The organism is Okeania sp. SIO2C2, from assembly GCF_010692625.1.
GTDB lineage: Bacteria > Cyanobacteriota > Cyanobacteriia > Cyanobacteriales > Microcoleaceae > Okeania > Okeania hirsuta.
Window position 1 is genome coordinate 1 of sequence record NZ_JAAHGM010000098.1, and the last position, 18,458, is coordinate 18,458.

The 18,458-nt window shown below is 37.3% G+C and carries 20 protein-coding genes and 4 pseudogenes; 17 read left to right on the forward strand and 7 right to left on the reverse strand.

The features are described 5' to 3' along the window. Positions 1–235: hypothetical protein (locus F6K18_RS33910; protein ID WP_287527486.1), on the reverse strand; the 235-nt coding region annotated here is incomplete at its 3' end. A gap of 98 nt (positions 236–333) precedes the next feature. Here F6K18_RS33910 and F6K18_RS37415 point away from each other — a divergent pair. From F6K18_RS37415 to F6K18_RS33920, 3 genes and pseudogenes are all read left to right on the forward strand, one after another. Further along, positions 334–541 (forward strand): annotated as a pseudogene (locus F6K18_RS37415) (transposase family protein); the annotation flags it as partial. Positions 542–641: 100 nt separating this feature from the next. Next, a pseudogene (locus tag F6K18_RS33915) lies at positions 642–764 on the forward strand (transposase family protein); the annotation flags it as partial. 163 nt (positions 765–927) lie between these two features. Next, on the forward strand, positions 928–2,088 hold the full coding sequence (locus tag F6K18_RS33920) for a YHYH protein (protein ID WP_287527489.1): 1,161 nt from the start codon (positions 928–930) through the stop codon (positions 2,086–2,088). Here F6K18_RS33920 and F6K18_RS33925 read toward each other — a convergent pair. From F6K18_RS33925 to F6K18_RS33945, 6 genes and pseudogenes are all read right to left on the reverse strand, one after another. After that, positions 2,085–2,342, reverse strand: a complete 258-nt coding sequence (locus F6K18_RS33925) for a WD40 repeat domain-containing protein (RefSeq protein ID WP_287279311.1) — start codon at positions 2,340–2,342, stop codon at positions 2,085–2,087. The two genes, F6K18_RS33920 and F6K18_RS33925, sit on opposite strands and share 4 nt — an antisense overlap. After that, positions 2,331–2,387, reverse strand: a pseudogene (locus F6K18_RS37110) (hypothetical protein); the annotation flags it as partial. The gene F6K18_RS33925 and the pseudogene F6K18_RS37110, both read right to left, overlap by 12 nt. A 267-nt stretch (positions 2,388–2,654) precedes the next feature. Further along, complete coding sequence (locus tag F6K18_RS33930; protein ID WP_287527493.1) at positions 2,655–3,794, reverse strand: AAA-like domain-containing protein; 1,140 nt, start codon at positions 3,792–3,794, stop codon at positions 2,655–2,657. Positions 3,795–3,957: 163 nt separating this feature from the next. Beyond that, positions 3,958–4,146: a hypothetical protein gene (locus tag F6K18_RS33935; protein WP_287527496.1), complete on the reverse strand. Its 189-nt coding sequence runs from the start codon at positions 4,144–4,146 to the stop codon at positions 3,958–3,960. A 7-nt stretch (positions 4,147–4,153) separates the two neighbouring features. Then, positions 4,154–4,510 carry a hypothetical protein gene (locus F6K18_RS33940; protein ID WP_287527498.1) on the reverse strand — a complete coding sequence of 119 codons (357 nt, stop codon included), beginning with the start codon at positions 4,508–4,510 and terminating at the stop codon, positions 4,154–4,156. Positions 4,511–4,615: 105 nt separating this feature from the next. Continuing rightward, positions 4,616–4,816 carry a hypothetical protein gene (locus tag F6K18_RS33945; RefSeq protein ID WP_124144270.1) on the reverse strand — a complete coding sequence of 67 codons (201 nt, stop codon included), beginning with the start codon at positions 4,814–4,816 and terminating at the stop codon, positions 4,616–4,618. Positions 4,817–5,051: 235 nt separating this feature from the next. Between F6K18_RS33945 and F6K18_RS33950 the strand changes: the two genes are divergently transcribed. The 14 genes and pseudogenes from F6K18_RS33950 to F6K18_RS34015 all read left to right on the forward strand — a co-directional run. Next, positions 5,052–5,525, forward strand: a complete 474-nt coding sequence (locus F6K18_RS33950) for a peptidoglycan-binding protein (RefSeq protein ID WP_287527500.1) — start codon at positions 5,052–5,054, stop codon at positions 5,523–5,525. A gap of 170 nt (positions 5,526–5,695) precedes the next feature. Beyond that, positions 5,696–5,998 (forward strand): peptidoglycan-binding domain-containing protein, encoded by a 303-nt coding sequence (locus F6K18_RS33955; RefSeq protein WP_287527501.1) that lies wholly within the window; start codon positions 5,696–5,698, stop codon positions 5,996–5,998. Between the two features lie 205 nt (positions 5,999–6,203). Beyond that, complete coding sequence (locus tag F6K18_RS33960) at positions 6,204–6,581, forward strand: peptidoglycan-binding protein (protein WP_287527503.1); 378 nt, start codon at positions 6,204–6,206, stop codon at positions 6,579–6,581. A 298-nt stretch (positions 6,582–6,879) separates the two neighbouring features. Beyond that, a complete protein-coding gene (locus F6K18_RS33965; RefSeq protein ID WP_287527504.1) occupies positions 6,880–7,323 on the forward strand; it encodes a peptidoglycan-binding protein in 444 nt (147 codons plus the stop codon). A 359-nt stretch (positions 7,324–7,682) separates the two neighbouring features. Further along, the gene (locus F6K18_RS33970; protein WP_287527506.1) at positions 7,683–8,360 is read left to right on the forward strand and encodes a hypothetical protein; all 678 of its coding nucleotides are present in this window, start codon (positions 7,683–7,685) and stop codon (positions 8,358–8,360) included. A 598-nt stretch (positions 8,361–8,958) separates the two neighbouring features. Then, a complete protein-coding gene (locus tag F6K18_RS33975; protein WP_287527507.1) occupies positions 8,959–10,281 on the forward strand; it encodes a four-carbon acid sugar kinase family protein in 1,323 nt (440 codons plus the stop codon). Between the two features lie 948 nt (positions 10,282–11,229). Further along, positions 11,230–11,736, forward strand: a complete 507-nt coding sequence (locus F6K18_RS33980; RefSeq protein WP_287527509.1) for a hypothetical protein — start codon at positions 11,230–11,232, stop codon at positions 11,734–11,736. A gap of 24 nt (positions 11,737–11,760) precedes the next feature. After that, positions 11,761–12,267, forward strand: coding sequence for an IS200/IS605 family accessory protein TnpB-related protein (locus F6K18_RS33985; protein ID WP_287527512.1), 507 nt, complete (start codon positions 11,761–11,763; stop codon positions 12,265–12,267). Between the two features lie 232 nt (positions 12,268–12,499). Continuing rightward, positions 12,500–13,888 carry a DNA cytosine methyltransferase gene (gene dcm, locus F6K18_RS33990; RefSeq protein ID WP_287527514.1) on the forward strand — a complete coding sequence of 463 codons (1,389 nt, stop codon included), beginning with the start codon at positions 12,500–12,502 and terminating at the stop codon, positions 13,886–13,888. 571 nt (positions 13,889–14,459) lie between these two features. Next, on the forward strand, positions 14,460–15,041 hold the full coding sequence (locus F6K18_RS33995) for a hypothetical protein (protein WP_287527515.1): 582 nt from the start codon (positions 14,460–14,462) through the stop codon (positions 15,039–15,041). Further along, positions 15,031–15,549: a hypothetical protein gene (locus F6K18_RS34000; RefSeq protein ID WP_287527516.1), complete on the forward strand. Its 519-nt coding sequence runs from the start codon at positions 15,031–15,033 to the stop codon at positions 15,547–15,549. The genes F6K18_RS33995 and F6K18_RS34000 overlap by 11 nt, the downstream gene beginning before the upstream one ends. Before the next feature lie 467 nt (positions 15,550–16,016). Continuing rightward, a complete protein-coding gene (locus F6K18_RS34005) occupies positions 16,017–16,472 on the forward strand; it encodes a M67 family metallopeptidase (protein WP_287527518.1) in 456 nt (151 codons plus the stop codon). 105 nt (positions 16,473–16,577) lie between these two features. Then, a complete protein-coding gene (gene moeB, locus F6K18_RS34010; protein WP_287527519.1) occupies positions 16,578–17,750 on the forward strand; it encodes a molybdopterin-synthase adenylyltransferase MoeB in 1,173 nt (390 codons plus the stop codon). Between the two features lie 640 nt (positions 17,751–18,390). Then, positions 18,391–18,458, forward strand: a pseudogene (locus tag F6K18_RS34015) (helix-turn-helix domain-containing protein); the annotation flags it as partial.

Genomic DNA, 18,458 nt, shown 5'->3' on the forward strand with positions numbered 1-18,458 from the left:
GCCACATCAAAGGTAGGGTAGCACTTAAAGTAGAACAAGATAAAAAATAACTTGTATGAAGCTTGTAGCAATCGCGCTTTTCTTCCTCCTCCCAGAGCTCGGAGTCTTGGTTTTTGGCAAAAGAGCGTTCGCGGAGCGTGGCGGAGCGTCGTATCGCTTCCAATTCAAGTTGGACACAAAAAGCTTGTAATAATTCATCGAATGCCTTACGGTTTAGTCCAGTCAATGCCCGCACTGAGGCGGTCTTCTTTTAGCACCCGATTCATATCTAACATTGTCCCATTTCAAACACCCTACTAACTCTATACTTTACCTTATAAAGCGACAAGTCTATTATTTTATTGGCATCATATACCAATTTTTAAACATGAGGAATAAACTTTGGTATAAGTGAATAAAGTGCTAATAATATTTTTCATTACTGGATAGATATTCTCAGAGAATTACTACCAGTAAGTTGATTAGAACAAGTAAAAAAAAATAAAATGAATTATAATGGGTCAAGGAAATATTAACAGAATTAGAATTACAGCACTTTTGAGGATAGTGAGGTACAGCTATAAGACTATTTATTTCTATATTCCCTGTTGCCTGTTGCCTAGAGCAATAAAACTTTGTACCTCATCAACTAGAAAACTGCTGTAATTGTAGATAGTAAAGAACAAAGTAGAGAAAGACCAGATGAATATAAAAAAACAGAAAAATATTACTCAGGAAAAAAGAAAAATCATACTTTTAAAAATCAAATAATAACGACACCAAAGAAATAGTAGATGTAATAGTAGGATAAAAAAGTCCAGGTAAAAATACTATCTCAACTGTTGCAAGTAAAGCCAGTAGAAGTACGGTACTGTGATTTGGTTTTGGGCTTAACCCCACTTCGATCACAGTTGCTACTCAAACACCCAAATTTATCAGGAGTAAATAATGAAATTGAAATACATTTACATAATAATGCTCGTCTTGTTCTTGATTGGATTTAGTCCTAATAACAGTTCAGCAATAGGTCTAAATAACACTAGCAATCCAATGTCTAGCTTGAGTGAATTTAATACCAATAGCCACAACGTATACGCAAATAATAGCACGGTCAGAAAAGTTGAATTAAGCTCTAAGCAAAGAATAAAGAATCGGCAAAATAGCAAGGACATTACAGACGTGATTTTGAAGGAAAGGAAACCTAGTTGTGCAGATTATGTAAAAACTTACACGTCTTCTGTAAAAGATCTTAAGAGCAATCAGGAGTTCGAAGGAAATTTATCGGTTTCAGTTAGTGGCGATAAATGTATATTTACTAGCAATGGTATACCGAACTATGACTTCAACAGTAGTCAATTTGTAACGGATGTGTCTGAACAAAATCTCACTCTTGAAGTTACGACGAATCCACAACAAGCATCCAAAAATACAGAGCTATCCCTGGCTACAGACAATGCAATTTTTCTTAATGGCGTCAAATTAGACTTACTTTCAGCTGGTTGCTATGGCGTGGGTGACGGAATAGTTGGCTGTAATGATATGGGGCAACCATGGCGCTCTGACCCAATGTCTAGCTTGAATGACTTTCAGACCGATAGCCACAACGCACACACACAGCCAAGTGGCATCTATCATTATCATGGTTCTCCTGTTGCTTTATTCGATTCGGAGAATGCTATCGTCTCGCCAGTAATTGGTTTTGCAGCAGATGGATTCCCTATTTTTGGTTCATATTTCGACGATAATGGCACGGTCAGAAAAGCTAAATCAAGCTATCAGCTAAAAGAAGGGGATCGACAAGAGATTAAGTGTGAAAATCCTGGTGGAATATACGATGATAATGGCACGGTCAGAAAAGCTAAATCAAGCTATCAGCTAAAAGAAGGGGATCGACAAGAGATTAAGTGTGAAAATCCTGGTGGAATATACGATGGAAAATACAGAGATGATTACGAATATGTCGTAGAATTGGGGGATTTAGATGAATGTAATGGTATGACAATTAATGGGGTATACGGTTACTTTGTCACAGACTCATATCCTTGGGTAATGGGGTGTTTCAAAGGCATTCCCGACAGTTCATTTAACAAGCAAAAGCCGAATAATTAACCGAAATCGCTGCACAGGTGGCGATCGCTCTGTTCTAACTGTTGATTGGTTTGTAGATAATCTTTTACCCAATTGCAAGCATAAGCTAGTTTGTCAAGCTGAAGAATCCGATCCAAATTCCAGAGAATAATGGTGCGATCGCCACTAGCAGAAGCTAGCATCTGGCCATCAGGACTAAAAGCAATATCTCTAACAATAGCACTATGTCCTCTCAAAGTTCTATACAATCTCCCATCTCGATGCCAGATTTTCACTGTAGTGTCTATCGAAGCAGAAGCAAGCATTTGTCCGTCATAACTTCAGGCCAGACGATAAATAATACCATCAGTCGTGACAACGATAAGATTGTTTTTGCCGACGAAAACCATTTTTCTGATAACGAGAAGATTGGCATTTGGGACAGTACATTTTTTCTTGAGTTTGACAACAATTTTATTCTTAAGCATTCTATATTCACCAACGCCAAAATTCTGTCTCCTGTCTCCTGTCTCCTGACTCCTTCTTCTATACTACATTTTGTGGTGCGGAATGTGGGTTATATCATTTATTAGTTAGCTGAATAGACCTTACACCGTATTTTCTTCTTGTTGATATTGACCAGCAAAATAAAGACGATACATTTGACAGGAGGGGTAAGCGCGATCGCCATCTAATTTGATGAGTCCCATACTTTCTAGTTTATAAGTCACAATTGGGTCCAACTTGACGCTCTCGCTCGTCATTACCACCTGATGAAGTGCTGCTGATAGTGTTGGTTTTTTTTGTATGATTTCCCAGTGATGGCGTAAAATACCACCATAAATTCCTCCTTGAGTAGGAGCTTGTTGTAACAATGTTTCTAATGTTATTTGTGCTTGGGCAAAATGGTAGAGAGCAATGCGCACTAAATAAGGATGTCCTCCCACCATTGCCATCAACTGCTCCACTCTATCTCCTTCTGTCCAGTTTAGTCCGTGTCTGGTTACTAAATCTTGAATTTGCTTGAAATTAAATTCAGGCAGCTTGATCGGCAATCCTATATTAAATGGAGATTGATTAATATCTAGGGATATATACACTTCTGTAGAGTGAACTACAACTAAACGCAGTTTTTTAAATAGCGTACTTTGCCTTGCTTGTTCGTGCCAAAATCGCAGCAGTGGTAAAAATTCTTCAGCGATGTCCGGATGTTCAAAAACTAAATTAATTTCGTTTAAGACCAAAACGATGGGGGTGTCTACTTGCCCTAACAAATACCCTTCAAAATAAATCCCGCAACTTACTTTACTACCCATCTCCTCGTCCCAATATTCATCTAGAAGAGGTTGTAGTTGTAGCTGGCGAGCTATATTCGCACAAAACCAGCGTAAGAATTTATTTAAGTGAGCATAAACGGCCTTATCTGCTTCCTGAAAGTCTATTTTTACTATTTTGTAGCTCTGTTGTTGAGCAAAAGCCATAATTCTGAGCAGCAGGGAACTTTTTCCCATTTTCCGAGGTGCTTGAATGCGAGTAACACTTCCGGGTTTAAGAATTTCATTGCAGCTCAGTTGTTCCATCGGGGGACGGTCGATATAAAAATGAGAATCTAGGGGGACTGGGCCGTTGGGGTAGGGAGGGGACTTGTCCGGGTTGACATCCCTGAACTGAGGGGTTTCAGGATTAAAATTGCTTGTCTGGGATGGCACATCAAAATCTAAATCAGCGATTTCTCTCCACGAGAGCATCAATTTATTAGACAGTTCTTCAAAAGTCGTAAAGTCAACAGGTTTACCCGTTTCGCGTTCGCTGCAATAAAGCTTGACATTATGTCCTATTTTCTACATATCTTGTCTATGGCTCATTAGCAGCAAGACCTACAGCAGTTAAAGTACCTTCAAAACTCAAGAATTAAACTACCGCCACTTTCACGTCAATATTACCAGCAATCGCTTTTGAGTACGGACAGAGTTGATGGGCTTGAGCAACGACCTGCTCCGATGTTTCACGCTCTGAGTTTGGCATTTCCACTTTTAACTCAGCAGCAAGCTTATATCCACCATCTGCTGGATCTCTGCCAAGAGTGACGGCACATGTCACCGTTGTCTTAGACGCATCGACCCGCATCTTTACTGGCAACCAAAGCCAGTGCCCCATGAAAACAGGCAGCGTATCCAGCAGCAAACAGTTGTTCTGGATTAGTTCCTTGGCCCCGACCACCAAGCTCTTGAGGCATCGCCAGTTCTAAGGCTAATAATCCATCCTCACTTTCCGCATGACCTGACATCCGGGCGTGTTCTTCTTGTCCCGGTGTTACAGTGACCACAGCCGTATACAAAGACTTCATTTCAGCCCCTTCGTATGGCTGTTCTAATTGCTGCATCAGTTTCTCTGTATCAGGGTTCATAATTCCTCGCTTTTCCGAACAATGCTTCAAGTACCATAATACTACGAGTCGGGGCACGGGTTCGTGTAAAATCAGGCTACATCTCCTGAAAGCTTTGTTATAATCCAGTTTTAATGTCCAGCCCAGAACGGAAATCAGCAGAATAAGTAATTTTATATTTCATCAAAACTCCAATAGGTCAGACATTTCAGCTTGTGGCTGCTGGAGATTATCATCGTACACCATCAAGGTCTTGGGGTCAGCATGACGGCTAAAACTTTGGGCTTTCCTAATATTCCCACCATTACGTTCCAAAACTGCTGTAATGGCAGAATGTGACCGCTGAGTGCTAATCAATGTGTAAGAAAATTCACCTCCACCCACAATAAAAAGTTAATTGTGTAAGAAAATTCACCTCCACCCACAATAAAAAGTTAATTGTGATAACTTATGCACATTTTCCCACTTCCCCAAAAACTAGGAGATGATAAAAATATAGAGCAGGACTTACATAACAGCACTTAATATAGTGGTTTTATCTGGAACAATGACCAATTAATGCGCTATATATAGATTTACTTCCTAAGTCCTGCTCAATTCAAAAAACAAGGAGAAAATTATGCTTGCTGGAACTCAAACAACTACTACTCGTCCTACTCTTACCCTTGGTAGCACTGGTGAAGATGTGAAATATTTACAAACAGTTTTGAATGCCATTGTTGCTAATAATAGCTTAGTAGTTGATGGAATATTTGGTAATCTTACAAAGGAAGCTGTCATAGCTTTTCAAAAACGATATGGTTTAACTGCGGATGGAATTGTGGGTCTCCAAACTTGGGGATTAATAGATACAGGGAAAATTGCCCGCGCTACTCTGTATTTTGGTAGCACTGGAGAAGATGTAGAATATCTACAAAGATGGTTAAATGCTGCTGGATTTGGTTTTTTGGTAGTTGATGGAATATTTGGTGTAGCAACAGAAGAAGCTGTGAAGAAATTCCAAAAATACTATGGTTTAACTGTGGATGGAATTGTTGGTCTCCAAAGTTGGGCAAAATTAGAATTGATCGATCTTGAGGGTTCAATTTACTAATCAAAACTAACAAAACCATAGCTATGGCTAAGGTAGCTATCAACAAACCATTTTTTTACCAGCATTCAGTCTTCAGCTAAAATTCGGGGGTAAAAATCTCCATTATACGACTTGAAAACTGATTACTGATTGCTAACCTAATCTTCAACTAAACTAAGGAATTTTCTCAAATGACTGTATCAACAATGCCAGTATTAAAAGAAGGAGATAGTGGAGATAGTGTTCGGTTTCTTGAACAATTGTTATCTTCAATCTATTGGTTTGGTGTGCAACAAGGTAGACCATCTCTGATTACAAGTAATGTGAAATTTGATGCTCAGTACGATAATCAATGCCAACAAATAGTAACTGAGTTTCAGGAAAATTATAACGCCATTTTTCCCTTTCCATCACCTGACATCACAGTAGATGGAGTGGTAGGTCCCCAAACATGGAAAGCGTTAGGTGATGCTATCTTCAAATACACCTATTAAAACTTAAACACTCTTGTTGCTACATCTCTAGATATGACTGCAACAAGAATGTACAAACTCTTGGAGTTTAGTCCTGGGGTTCCTGACCAAATCGCTCTAATTTCTCATACTCATCTATCCTAATACAGGAGAATTAACAATGACTTTAAGTGTTTCAAGTTCTTTTTCTTTACCAGTTTTACGCAACGGAAGCACCGGTTCTGATGTGACTCTGATACAACGCCTTCTCAATAATGCTGGCTATGGTTCTTTAGTGGAAGATGGTATCTTTGGTGTTCGCACTGACGCAGCAGTGATGATGTTCCAAAAAGACCGAAATTTAATAGTGGATGGTATAGTTGGTTCTCAAACTTGGGAAGCTTTACTGCCTCCTACTATCCGTCAGGGTAGCAGCGGTGATGATGTTAAACGTCTGCAAATGATCCTGAATGAAATGGGCTATTCTCTAGTTGTAGATAGTATTTTTGGTTCCAACACTGAAGCAGCTGTTAAGGGATTCCAAAAAAATAGCCGCTTAGAAGTTGATGGCATTGTCGGTCAAAATACGTGGTATGTTCTGATGAGCAATATGATTAGAGACTAACGATTTTTAGAAAGTACTGGCTTAACCCACGCTCGCGTGTTTAGACTTCCGTTTCGTTCTTCATGGAACTGGCGATCGCATTCCCTGGAATGTTATTGAGAGCGAGAGCGTGGCACTCAGAACTTTAACCCTGACCGATAATATAGACAAAGGATATCTTAGGCTGATCGGGTGTTGGCTTGTTTCCTTGGAGCGAGCGCAACAAGAATGTACAAACTCTTGGACTTTAGTCCTGGGGTTCCTGACCAAATCGCCCTAATTTCTCATACTCATCTATCCTAATACAGGAGAATTAACAATGACTTTAAGTGTTTCAAGTTCTTTTTCTTTACCAGTTTTACGCAACGGAAGCACCGGTTCTGATGTGACTCTGATACAACGCCTTCTCAATAATGCTGGCTATGGTTCTTTAGTGGAAGATGGTATCTTTGGTGTTCGCACTGACGCAGCAGTGATGATGTTCCAAAAAGACCGAAATTTAATAGTGGATGGTATAGTTGGTTCTCAAACTTGGGAAGCTTTACTGCCTCCTACTATCCGTCAGGGTAGCAGCGGTGATGATGTTAAACGTCTGCAAATGATCCTGAATGAAATGGGCTATTCTCTAGTTGTAGATAGTATTTTTGGTTCCAACACTGAAGCAGCTGTCAAGGGATTCCAAAAAAATAGCCGCTTAGAAGTTGATGGCATTGTCGGTCCTTTAACTTGGTATGCTCTGATGAGCATTATGATTACACATTAACGATTTTTAGGTTGTATTATCCAAGTGTGGGAGTTCAATTCTCCCACTTCTGACTTCAGTTATTCAGACAGTGAGATTTGAGGAGAATACTCTCATGCAAGTTAGATGGAAAATTTTATTGGTCAAAATAACAGTCTGGTTAAGTTTAGAGATTTGGCTAAATTTAGTAGGACTTGATTACTTAGCTGATTACAGTAAGTTTATTTTTGAGCAGAATAATGGCTTTGTTGGGCTTTGTTGTGTGAATCTGTGCAGCACTTCCTGGTACTGAACCTGATTTTGCATTTGAAACTTGCAGTGAGTTAAGTTATGAATAAAGTTAAAGTTGTCAAATTCTACAATTAAAGAACTTAGAAAACATGACAGACGTAATAAAGGTATTACTTAATTTGCAAATACCAACCATGCTAATTGTGGCAGGACTATTGATTATTATTTTAGGATTTGTCACAAAAATAGGTGGTATAATTGAGGTTTCACGAGAACAAAAAAGATTTACTATTCCTATAGGGTTATTTCTTCTAGTGCTTGGTATTGTTCTTAACTTTGCATCATCTCCAACTCCAACTACAGATGAAAAACCACCTCCTGATAATTCTAATATTGAACCTACAGTTACATATAATGAACCTACTGTTATATATAATATGAATAAAATAGATAGCAGTAGTAGTTATGCCGACATAAAGATAGGTAATCAAAATATTAGTGGTACTTTTATTGTCGAAAGATTAACTCTTAATTGGGATTACTCAAAATGTCCCCAATTTACTAATGTACCTGATGTCAGTGGTTCGATTATGGGAGAGTTTAAATACAGTGCTAGTTTAACTCAAAAATCTGACTCTAAAGTTTTAGATGATCGGGAATTCAAATATCCTCCTAATGATGTAGATAAATTTAGTATTTTTATAAACCATAGTAAAAATGGGGTCTACACAGTTTGGTTTGATTTTGATTACTACTTGTTTGGAAATGAAGATACAAAAAATAAGAAGACAAAAAATCAGGTTATTTCGTATTGTAACAAGTTGTAACAACTTCGTATATTAACAAATGTAGTTAATTAAGTTATAAAACCTAAATTAGACCGAAAACCTAAAATCAATTTCAGTGTTAAACTAAGCAAGCTCATTAAGCATTAAAAAAAAATTTTTTCTCAAGACTAACAAAAGACTAAAACAATGGGCAAAAAATCAATCAATAATGCTAGAAATATTTTAAATTTACTAAATAGTATATTATTTGGTGATTTTCAGGATATTATCACTATAGTTAGTATCGTTGCGTAAGTCCTGTCTATACTGATTATGCTCAAACTTAGAGTTGAATGTTAATAAAATTTGCAGCTCAACTTACTATACTGATGTCCAATGTTTAATCAATCGAAAAAATATTCCTCATTTTTCAAAAATTAAGCGATTCTGATGTGCAATAAATGTTTTATTTCTTTAGTACGACCGCTCCGAGCAATATCAAAATTATTCCTTTTTTAGTTTTAAAATTTATAAGCAACACAGAAAAAGGAAGAAAATTAATCAAATAGAGACATATCTATAGATATAGTAGTGAAAGCTGAGAAAAACTTTTTTGAGAATCTCGGTATAGCCTTCTATAGATAATGAGCAAAAAAATATGACTAACAGCCAACCAAAAATTATTGTCCTAGATGATGACCCAACAGGTTCCCAAACTGTTCATAGTTGTCTACTTCTAACTAAGTGGGATGTAGAAACCCTAAAATTAGGATTACTTGATGAATCTCCCATATTTTTTATCCTCTCCAATACTCGCGCCCTGACCCCAGACCAAGCAGCCAATGTTACACGAGAAGTTACACATAATTTGACCGAAGCGATCGCTCAATCAAATATCCAAGATTTCTTAGTCGTTAGTCGTTCTGACTCTACTTTACGGGGTCATTATCCCATAGAAACAGATGTCATAGCAGCCGAACTTGGTCCATTTGATGCGCATTTCCTAGTTCCAGCATTTTTTGAAGGTGGGAGAGTCACCCGCAACAGTACCCACTATTTAATGGTTAATGGTGTAGAAACTCCAGTTCACGAAACAGAATTTGCCAAAGATTCAGTATTTGGCTACACCTATAGTTATTTACCTGATTATGTGGAAGAAAAAACCAAAGGTAAAATCAAAGCTGAAACTGTAGAAAAATTTATACTTGATGATATTCGTTCTGGTAGTTTAGAACGTTTGATCAAAATGACTGGCAACCAATGTGGAGTTGTGGATGGTGAAACTCAAGCCGACTTAGACAAGTTTGCTAATGATTTGTTGGCAGCAGCTAGTCAAGGTAAAAAGTTTCTATTGCGGAGTGCTGCGAGTATTTTAACTTCTTTAGCTGCTTTGGGAAATCAACCTATAGCTGCTGAGGAGATGAGGCAGTATGTCAGGAGTGGGAAACCAGGTGTAATTATTGTGGGTTCTCATGTTAAGAAATCTACCCAACAGTTGGAAAGATTATTACAAGAGTCTGATGTAGTGGGTGTAGAAGTAAATGTGTCTCATTTAGTTGAGGAGTCTGAGAAGAACAGAGCAACTTTACTCAAAAATATTCTCGAAAAAGTTCATGCTGTTCATGCAGAAGGGAAAACACCTGTGGTTTATACTAGTCGTGAAGAATTGACTTTTGAAAATGTGCAAGTGCGTTTGGAGTTTGGTGTGGCAGTCTCCGAGTTATTGATGGATATTGTCCGGGGTTTGCCCGAGGATATTGGATTTTTGATCAGTAAAGGTGGGATTACCTCTAATGATACTGTAAGTAAAGGTTTGGCTTTAACTACTGCTAGATTATTGGGTCAGGTATTAGCTGGTTGTTCGATGGTGCGGACTCCCGCAGAGCATCCTCAATTTCCTGAATTACCTGTTGTTTTATTTCCAGGTAATGTCGGGGATGTAGATGGTTTGGCGACAGTTTATCAACGTTTGAGTCCATAGTTTTTCCGGGGTTGGGTTTCCTCCCTTATATCATGTCCGGTTGAACAGTTATAAATAAATAACTACGGAGTCCTCAGGAGTCAGTCCTCAGGAGTCAGGAGGGAAGAAAGAAGAAGGAAGAAGGAAGAGGAAGAACTGGAGTTGAAGGAGAAAGTTTTTTTTATAACTAATTATCCGGACATGATATTACTATCTATGGTTGAGAAGGAGGGAAATATGCGCTACGCACAAATCAGAAGTCAGAAGTCAGAAGTAATCTTTAACACTCGTTTGAGCATTTAGAAATGTGGCGTTGCATAAATGCGCTTGGGATTTTAATAGTTTTGTGGAATGGGCATCTTGCCCGTTCCCGTTCCTGATATTTTCACATTCCTGACATTTTCACCGCAGGCAGGATACTCACCCCGGTTATATTCATCCCGCCCCTCAGCAATACCAAAAATGTCTTAAGCTTTGCTTCGACTGCTATATGACTCCTACCTTCAAAAGATTTTGCCGATGCTACCGGATTTAATATCAAAGAGCATTGATAGACTACTTTGCAGATTTTCTCAAATCTCCAATATTTAGATAAAAAATTTTTTTGTTATTAAATCTCAAATTTTGCCAGCATCTAGAAAAAGGACTTCTGGCACAGGAAAAGCATAATTACAAGACTCCAGAGGTTGGAGAAAAAAAATTGTCAGAGGAAATAAAATATATAGATAGGGGCGATCGCTCACTCAGGCTAAAAAGAAAATTTTGAGGATGGTTGTTACTGATAAAAATATAAGAATTATTTCCATAAGAATCTGTAGTGTCAGCCAAAAATCAGAGAAGGCAACACCGATACTACTATTATTAAATAGAGAAAAATCCAGTTAAGCTAAAAAATCAGATTCAAAGCTAACCAAAGCCTTGAGGTTGATTTTCCTGTGGTTCTGTATCTGGGAAAGACTTGCGAATTATTTGAATATCAGGCTCTACCTCAATCCACAGTCGCGCACCACCAGCTTGACTTTACAACAAACTCTTAGAGGAGTAGCAGAAGCATTTAAGTCCTATCAAGCACTTTCTCATAAGTATCTCAAAGGAGAATTAACTGATAAACCTCAACTATCAAAATATCGCAAAAAGGGAGGAATGGGAGTAATAACTTATCAAAAATTTGCTTTAAAGCTGGAAAATGGTCAAGTTAAAGTACCTCTGGTCAGAAAGGTTAAAGCAGCATTTAAAGTTGATAGTTTTATCTTAGATTTCCCTAGTAATCTTGAGTTTAAAGAAATCAGAGAAATTAGAATTTTACCTCGTAACTTCTGTTTTTATGTCGAATGGGTTTATGAGCTAAAAGCCGATCGACCTCAGCTAGATCAAGCCAAAGTTATAGGCATAGACCACGGAGTTGATAATTGGTTAAATTGTGTCTCTAATGTAGGGACAAGTTTTATTATTGATGGTAAACACCCACCCCTTTAGTTCCCCTCCCGGGAGGGGATAGGGGTGGGTTGGTACAACAAGCAAATAGCTACAATTAAAGACAATAAACCCCAAGGTTTTTGGTCAAATAAATTAGCGTGCATAACTGAAAAATGCAATATACAAGTGCGCGATGCTGTTAACAAAGCAGCAAGATTGCTGATTAATCATTGTCTTAAACATGGAATTGGTCGAATAGTTTTTGGTTGGAATAAGCGACAAAAAGATAGTATTAATATCGGTGCAAAAAACAACCAAAAGTTTGTACAAATCCCCACAGCTAAACTCAAAGAACGAATTATTCAGTTATGCGAATTATACGGCATAGAGTTTATTGAAACTGAAGAATCGTATACCTCCCAAGCGAGCTTTTTAGACGATGACTTCTTGCCAAATTATGGTGAAAAACCTGGAAGCTGGAAGCCGTCAGGCAAGCGAATTAAGCGATGCAGCGCCGCCAAAGGGGGTTTCCCCCATGAGCGACTGCATCAAGACAACGAGGACTCTATCAAACTCAAAACGGTTTATTAGTTAATGCCGATTGTAATGGCGCAGCTAATATCCTCAAAAAAGTAGCGGCAACTTTAGGGTTTTCCCTTAAAGAAGTCAGTAGAGGCAGTTTGATCGTGCCTTTAAGAATCCAGTTTTGGATTGCTTAAGAATCCCCTGTGCTTCAGCCAGGGGAATATCAAAATTATTCAAAATCTCAACTGAAGATAATTGCTATGATGCTAATCCTAGTAATAATCATAAAAATTGATTCATGTCTAATCAGATTATTAATTCCCCAAAACAATTAAGCTTTTTTAATCTTGAGAAACCTATTAATTTACAAATATATGAACATCGCTTCACTTTTATAGATTTATTTGCTGGCATTGGCGGATTTAGAATTCCTCTAGAAGAATTAGGAGGTAAATGTTTAGGATATTCAGAAATTGACTCTGATGCGATGAAGGTTTATCAGCAAAACTTTCTGAATGGATATATCAATAATGATGAAAAATATCTGGGAGATATTACTAAAGTTTCTAAGCTGCCTTGGCAAGTCAATCTGATAGTTGGTGGAGTTCCTTGTCAACCTTGGTCTGTGGCTGGAAAGTTACGGGGTTTTGACGATCATAGAGGAAAACTTTGGTTTGATACTATAAGAGTTGTGGAAGAAAATCAACCTGAAGCTTTTATCTTTGAAAATGTTAGAGGGTTAATTAGTCCGGTTAATCAAAAGTCATTTGAATTAATTATTCAGCAGTTTGAAAAGATTGGTTATCGTGTCTATTACAAGTTACTTAATTCTGCTGATTTTGGATTGCCTCAAAATAGAGAACGAGTTTTTATTGTCGGGATTAGGAAAGATTTAGATATAGATTGTTTCGATTTTCCTGAACCATTGAATATTCAAACTAAACTATTTCAAGTTATTGATGGTCTCGAGGCTAATTTTGATATTCAAAAGGCAAAATTGTCACCAGATGTTTTGTTTAATGGTAGTATTCCAGTCTCTAGAAATAAATTTCAGAAAAATGATGAGTTGAATGATTTTTTTGTTTTTTGTGATACGAGAAATGGTCATACAACTATTCATTCTTGGGATATTATCCAGACAACTAAAAGGGAAAAGTTGATTTGTGAAACTATTCTCAAAAATAGACGCAAAAAAAAGTACGGTAAAAAAGATGGTAATCCTTTATCTTTGGCAGATTTGTCTGAATTAATAGATAATTTGCAAATTCAAGAGTTGAATAATTTGGTGGAGAAGAAAATTCTTCGTTATGTTGCACAACAAGGTTATGAATTTGTCAACTCTAAAAATTCATCGGGAATTAATGGCATATATAGAATATTTTTACCTCATTCTGAGATTGTGCCGACCTTAACTGCTACAGGTACAAAAGATTGTATAGCTATGGTATCGATTAATGGAGAAACTCCACAAGAGTATAAGTCTTTATTTATCAAGGAAATTTATCGGAAGAAAAAGTATAGGTATATAACTGCAAAAGACTGTGGGAAATTACAAGGTTTTCCTAGTTGGTTTAGAGCGCATAGTAGAGAGAATATTGCTAAGAAACAATTCGGGAATGCCGTCTCTATTCCAGTTGTTTATTATGTAGCTAAATCTCTAGTTAGGTTGCTAGGTTTTGCTGATTAGGTTCAACCTCAGATTAAAGATTTTTTTACTTACCTCCAATTTTTTCAGTATCTAAAATCAACAATTCTGGCAGAGGAAAATTGGAATTATCAAAAACTCCAGAATAATTTTTTCTGTAGAAAATTTTCAGATAGAGCTACTCATCCTATTTATTTATATTATTTTCGGATAAGTTGTTAAGTATTTAAACCACATTATGGAAATTTTTAAAGCAAATATATAGAAGCTGAGGCTCGCTCACCTACTATCAAAAAATAATTTTGAGGAAGTTTGGCACTGACACAAATACCAGAATTATTTACATAACAGTCTGCAACGTTAGCTGAAAAATCAAAGAAGCCAACACCGAATACTATATGTATACGAATAAAAATCCAGTTAAGCTAAAAAATCAGAGTCAAAGTTAACCAAAGCCTTGAGATTTTTCTTCCTCTAGTTCTATATCTCGGAAAATTTTGCGAAAAAGCTTTATGTGTCAATTATTTGATATTTTATCAGCAACCTCTACTTATTTGCCTAGTGCTATAGTATAAAAAGACCATGTTTTTTATCACCCAAAGGAGGGTTTGGTATGAACGAGGATACCTTGGTAGTATTCGTAAAGGCATTTGAAGAGAGATACGACAAAATTCAAGATGGAGTAGCTTCTGCAAATGTTCAGGTAGCTACTCTTACCGCCCAAGCTAAAACTATCGGTTATTTAGACCTTACAGGAGGAAAAATATCCAAGGAGTTAGATACATTGGGAAAAACAGTTAGACAGTTTTCAAATGAGATAGATGCTATCAACCAAGCTCTAGATGAAATGATTGGAGACTCAGGAATATCCTTAAATAAGTCAAATTTTAATCAGGTAAATGTTTTAAATGAGAAGGCAAATGGAATCAATCAAGTTATCAAACAAATTAATGAAAAGCTTACCAAAGTTAAAGCTTATTTAATAGAGAATAATGTTATTGCAGCACTGACTAATTTTATTGGAGAAATTCAACAATTTCTGAGCAAAGCATCTATCAGAACAATTAAAGTAGCGATGAAAGCATTGAATGAATTAGAAGATCGTTTCCCGGTGTTAGAAGAAAAAGTTCGGAATGTGCTACGGGGTTTAACTAAAAGATTTTTACCAAAAGATGATAATGCAGATGGGAAATGAGAATTTCACAAGATGTAAAAGTTTTATCAAGCATTATGCTCAATATAAAATTGATAATACTAACCATCAAAAACCTTACCATGAAAAAATAGGAGTAATCAAGGTGTCTGAGGTAAATCAAGAGGAAAATCAAAGAAACCCTTATGAAAAGATATTAACAAGATGGGATGAAGAACTTAAAGATATAGAAGGCTTTATCAATGACATTAAAACATCTAGTCCAGAGTTGTTATCTTATGTAAAACAAGTTTGGTTTCACAGTGAAGTTGGTGAAAAACGTGAGAAACTTGAAAAAATACAAGCTGGTGTAAGGAAAACGACAGAAACTTTGACTCTAGGAACATCCAGTGGTTCCTCAAATGCTAATGCTGATTCTAATAATTATTTAGAACGTCTTATTGACCTTAACTTAAGAGTTAAGAATTCAATCAAAGATTTGTCTGAGATAGACATCTTCAAAAACCTACAGTCTATTTTCAATGATAACGATGAAAATATTAACACTTAAGGTATTGATCGAAGAGAAATCTAAACTTACAGACTAGCTGGAAATACTACAGCGGTTTTCATTTTACTGAACCACAGTAGGGACGTTTAGCTAACGCACAACTTCGTTAACGCTGCGCGACATATTTGCGGAGCATTCCGTTAGGAAAAAGCATTTTTGTTATACAAAGTCCCTACAAGATTTTGGTTATGGCGATATGGTTTATCCATTTGAAAAGCGCTCTAATAAAGCTGAAGAAAAAACTTTAGCTGAAACAGCAGCATAAACTCAAAAATTGTTAATAATTAGGGCTTGTTGAAAAAGTCTTTTGGCTGAGGTAGAGAATAGGAAGTATTTAGGAGAAAATTGATTACTATATTGTTTAATTTATTAAAGAAATTGAATTATTATAAAATCATTCCTGATTGCTATATAAACTTTTTCAATCACTTAAGAGTTTTGAGTATCATCTTTTTTGGAAAAAACAAATGCCCCTAATACTCCCCCCCTCCCACTTCCAAAAAATTTCCACCCACGCCGAAACAGCCTACCCAAATGAATGTTGCGGCTTACTTTTAGGTCAGCAAAACCAACAGACAAAAACAGTCATCGAAGTCTGGCCTGTTGAAAATGCCTGGCAAACAGAAGTAGATGAATATTGGCCGGAACAAAAAGATTTTACAGAAGAACGAAGATACGCAATCCCCCCAGAACTAATGCTGAAAGCAATGAAATATGGAAGAGAACGCCACCTCTCCATCATTGGTATCTATCATTCCCACCCAGACCATTCAGCCATCCCTTCAGAATTTGACCGTACCTACGCCTGGCCAGAATATTCCTATATCATTCTATCCGTCCAAAAAGGCAAAACTATTGACTTTCTCTGTTGGTCTCTTGACCCCAACTATCAATTTCAATCAGAAGAAATAATTAAAAGATAGGCAACTTGATGTATTGCAGGTTTAATTTAGATAATTTTGGCAAAATATTAACCATACTTGTCAAACAATACTATCTACTAGAAAAATATCTAGGCCGAAATTGCCATGTTAAATCCGAATCTGGAACAAGTCCAGTTAAATACAGAAGAGTATCAACGTTATTCGCGCCACTTAATTCTACCGGAAGTAGGATTAGATGGTCAGAAACGTCTTAAGGCAGCCAGTGTTCTATGTATTGGTACTGGTGGTCTTGGTTCCCCACTATTGTTATATCTAGCTGCTGCAGGAATTGGAAATATTGGAATTGTAGATTTTGATATTGTTGATCATTCCAACCTGCAACGACAGGTTATTCACGGAACCTCTTGGGTAGGTAAGCCAAAGATTGAGTCTGCCAAAAATCGGATTCACGAAATTAACCCCCACTGTCAAGTTGACCTTTACGAGACCAGGCTAAGTTCAGAAAATGCCCTCGACATCCTCAAATCCTATGATGTAGTTGTCGATGGTACTGATAATTTTCCGACTCGTTATTTGGTTAATGATGCCTGTGTTCTTTTGAATAAACCTAATGTCTACGGCTCAATTTTCCGCTTTGAGGGTCAGGCAACCGTTTTTAATTATGAAGGTGGACCCAACTACCGCGACCTCTACTCTGAACCCCCGCCTCCAGGAATGGTACCTTCTTGTGCGGAGGGTGGTGTTTTAGGAATTTTGCCGGGAATGATTGGAGTTATCCAAGCGACAGAGACTATCAAAATTATTTTGGGTCAAGGTAGGACTTTGAGTGGTAGATTGTTAGTTTATAATTCCCTAGATATGACTTTCCGGGAATTGAAACTGTGCCCCGATCCAGAACGACCTCCTATTGAGAAGTTGATTGATTATGAGCAGTTTTGTGGTATTCCTCAAGCTAAAGCACAGGAGACAGAAAGTAAGATGGCTATTCCAGAAATGACGGTTCAAGACTTGAAGCAATTATTGGATAGTGGGGCAGATGATTTTGTCTTAGTTGACGTGCGGAACCCCCACGAATATGAAATTGCTCAGATTCCTGGGTCTGTGTTAGTGCCGTTGCCAGATATTGAGCAGGGTGATGGTGTGACAAAGGTTAAGGAATTAATGAATGGTCATCGCTTAATTGCTCATTGTAAAATGGGTGGGCGATCGGCCAAGGCGTTAGGTATTCTTAAGGAGGCTGGTATTGAGGGTACTAATCTCAAAGGTGGAATTACTGCCTGGAGTCAGGAAATAGATTCTTCTGTACCTCAATATTGAGGTAGCACTCAGCACTCAGCTATTAGCAATCAGCTTCTAGTTGCTTGTATAATGGGGGTTCTAATCCCCCGTTAACAAGCATCACGGGCTTTTTCGCTCCTCTTGGGGGAGTTTAAACCCTCGAATTTGAGAACTGACAGCTAAATGCTGTTTGCGGAGCATTCCAGAACGGACAAACTGATAGCTAGTTAAGTTTTTTAGCGTGCAATATTTGCACCGTGATTCCGAGATAATTTTAATTATTTCCCCTTTATTGACATCCTCCCAACGGAGTCCCGCACTTAAAATCCTATGCAGATGTCAACTGAATAACCATGTGGGTGAAAGCCAGTATCCAAGAATACTTAAGTCCCACTCTCCATGTGCGGGAACATTGACTTAATCAGAGAATAACGATATAATACGTATTTATATAGAATCCGGTTATACAGTAATTGCAAAATTACTTTCTCTTAATACAGATGTTCTACTGAATACAAATTTAAAAATTCATGCTATTTCAATCTTTTCTTTCTCCTGACTCCTGACTCCTGACTCCTGACTCCTAGAGCGATACGATAACTAATTACCCGGGTTCTATATTAAGCATACTTTTAGACAGGCTGCACTCACTCAGAAATGAAATCCATGATTAACAAAGCTGAAACTTAATAATAAACAGAAAGCTCTGATGGCTCAACACGCAGGCTATTCACGCTGGTGTTATGT

What these genes read in the sequence shown, in the direction of transcription:
- F6K18_RS33920 (WP_287527489.1), top strand. Translation starts at nt 928, where the DNA reads ATGAAATTGAAATACATTTACATAATAATGCTCGTCTTGTTCTTGATT.
- F6K18_RS33930 (WP_287527493.1), bottom strand. Translation starts at nt 3,794, where the DNA reads ATGCTCTCGTGGAGAGAAATCGCTGATTTAGATTTTGATGTGCCATCC.
- F6K18_RS33950 (WP_287527500.1), top strand. Translation starts at nt 5,052, where the DNA reads ATGCTTGCTGGAACTCAAACAACTACTACTCGTCCTACTCTTACCCTT.
- F6K18_RS33955 (WP_287527501.1), top strand. Translation starts at nt 5,696, where the DNA reads ATGACTGTATCAACAATGCCAGTATTAAAAGAAGGAGATAGTGGAGAT.
- F6K18_RS33965 (WP_287527504.1), top strand. Translation starts at nt 6,880, where the DNA reads ATGACTTTAAGTGTTTCAAGTTCTTTTTCTTTACCAGTTTTACGCAAC.
- F6K18_RS33970 (WP_287527506.1), top strand. Translation starts at nt 7,683, where the DNA reads ATGACAGACGTAATAAAGGTATTACTTAATTTGCAAATACCAACCATG.
- F6K18_RS33975 (WP_287527507.1), top strand. Translation starts at nt 8,959, where the DNA reads ATGACTAACAGCCAACCAAAAATTATTGTCCTAGATGATGACCCAACA.
- dcm (WP_287527514.1), top strand. Translation starts at nt 12,500, where the DNA reads ATGTCTAATCAGATTATTAATTCCCCAAAACAATTAAGCTTTTTTAAT.
- F6K18_RS33995 (WP_287527515.1), top strand. Translation starts at nt 14,460, where the DNA reads ATGAACGAGGATACCTTGGTAGTATTCGTAAAGGCATTTGAAGAGAGA.
- F6K18_RS34000 (WP_287527516.1), top strand. Translation starts at nt 15,031, where the DNA reads ATGGGAAATGAGAATTTCACAAGATGTAAAAGTTTTATCAAGCATTAT.
- F6K18_RS34005 (WP_287527518.1), top strand. Translation starts at nt 16,017, where the DNA reads ATGCCCCTAATACTCCCCCCCTCCCACTTCCAAAAAATTTCCACCCAC.
- moeB (WP_287527519.1), top strand. Translation starts at nt 16,578, where the DNA reads ATGTTAAATCCGAATCTGGAACAAGTCCAGTTAAATACAGAAGAGTAT.